The sequence below is a fragment of the Mesorhizobium sp. M7A.F.Ca.ET.027.03.2.1 genome, assembly GCF_003999175.1.
Classification (GTDB): domain Bacteria; phylum Pseudomonadota; class Alphaproteobacteria; order Rhizobiales; family Rhizobiaceae; genus Mesorhizobium.
Map to the genome: position 1 here is coordinate 1 of NZ_RZOM01001279.1, position 1,508 is coordinate 1,508.

The 1,508-nt window shown below is 61.5% G+C and carries 3 protein-coding genes; 1 reads left to right on the forward strand and 2 read right to left on the reverse strand.

Features of this window, described 5'->3' with window-relative positions:
- Positions 1 to 351: DoxX family protein (locus tag EN750_RS33815; protein WP_145968178.1), on the reverse strand; the 351-nt coding region annotated here is incomplete at its 3' end.
- A gap of 197 nt (positions 352 to 548) precedes the next feature.
- Between EN750_RS33815 and EN750_RS33820 the strand changes: the two genes are divergently transcribed.
- On the forward strand, positions 549 to 1,037 hold the full coding sequence (locus EN750_RS33820; RefSeq protein ID WP_127399239.1) for a hypothetical protein: 489 nt from the start codon (positions 549 to 551) through the stop codon (positions 1,035 to 1,037).
- Positions 1,038 to 1,118: 81 nt separating this feature from the next.
- Here the strand turns inward: EN750_RS33820 and EN750_RS33825 are convergent.
- On the reverse strand, positions 1,119 to 1,508 hold a 390-nt coding region (locus EN750_RS33825), incomplete at its 5' end, for a VOC family protein (RefSeq protein WP_145968179.1).

Sequence of the window (1,508 nt, forward strand, 5' to 3'; positions counted from 1 at the left end):
GGCAAACACCAGATAGAGGAAGATGAAGCAGAACGAGATCGCCGAATCGCCGCCATTGTTGACCGGGAAGAAGTCGCGCGGCATGTGCGCCATGAAATAGGCGATCGCCATTTCGCCGGCCAGAAGGAAGGCTACGGGCCGCGTGAACAGGCCGAGCGCCAGCAGGATGCCGCCGGCGAATTCGAGGATGCCGGCGGTCATGGTCAGCCCGGAAAGGGGGTGGGGATCGGCGCTGACGGGGAGGTTGAACAGTTTCTGGCTGCCATGCTCGATGAACTGCAGCGCGGTCATGATGCGCAACACGCCGAGCGCCTGCGGCTGGTATCTGGAGAGGCTTTCGAAAAGCTTCATAATGACTCCATTTTCAATCCGCCCGGCCATAGATTATCGCCCAGGAATGACCATTCACTTCGTATGGCCTGCCGTCAACAATCGGTGATTGGGATGTTCCCAATTGCCATTAAATTTTTCTCGCCAAGGTTGCATTAATATCTCTATGGTTGTATTGATGCGTGTACAACAATCCTGAATGTGTGGGGGCCTTTGCCATGAAAAAAGTCGTCATCAGCCTTTTCGCGATCCTCGCAGGCACCAGCTTCGCCATGGCCGAGGACGCCGGCTGTGAGGCGTTCAAGTGGCCGGTGACGCGGGAGCAGACCCTGTTTGCCGCAGCACCGGCAACGCCGTCCGGAGCGGCGCTGGCGGTTGGTGCGGCTGCGGACCTGGCGCTGGTGCCGGTAGAGAAAGCCGGTTTTGCGGTAGCGCCGGAACGTGCGCCGGCATCGGACACGTTTGGCGCCGTCGCCAGCGTGGAGGTGCCATCCGAGGGAGCCATCCAGATAAGTCTCTCGGGCGAGGCCTGGATCGATGTCATCCAGGACGGCCAGGCCATCAAGTCGGCGGGCTATAGTGGCGTGAAAACATGCCCTGGCATCCGCAAGAGCGTGCGCTTCAAGCTTGCACCGGGCCCGGCCACCGTCCAGTTCAGCGGCGCGAAAAAAGCTGAGCTGAAGGTCGCGGTGCTGGCGCCGGAATGAGACGGCGCCAGGCAGGGGATAGAGGCCTTCATCGGTAGTCCGATGAAAGCCCGCGCTTGTTTCAGCGATGTTCGATCGCGGTCAGCGGACCGGCGCCATCAAGGCGAAATGCGCGCCCTGCGGGTCCTGGCATTGGACGATCCAGCTGCCGCCCGGGACCTCCATCGGCCCCATCAGGATCTTGCCGCCATTGTCGGTCACCCGTTTGGCCGCCGCATCGATGGCCGGAACATTGAAATAGAACTGCCAGACCGGGACCGGAATCTGCTCGGGCTTGTTCATGATGCCGCCGCCGGATTCGGGGCCGGCTGTAAAGGTCTGGTAAGTGCCCATCGGGCCCATGTCGAAATCGCCGGCGTCGACCCAGCCGAACTGCTCGGAATAGAAATCGAACGCGGCTTTCCAGTCGCTCGTATAAAGCTCGTGCCAGCCGATGTGGCCCGGCGTGCCGGCCGGCACGACAGGCTGGTC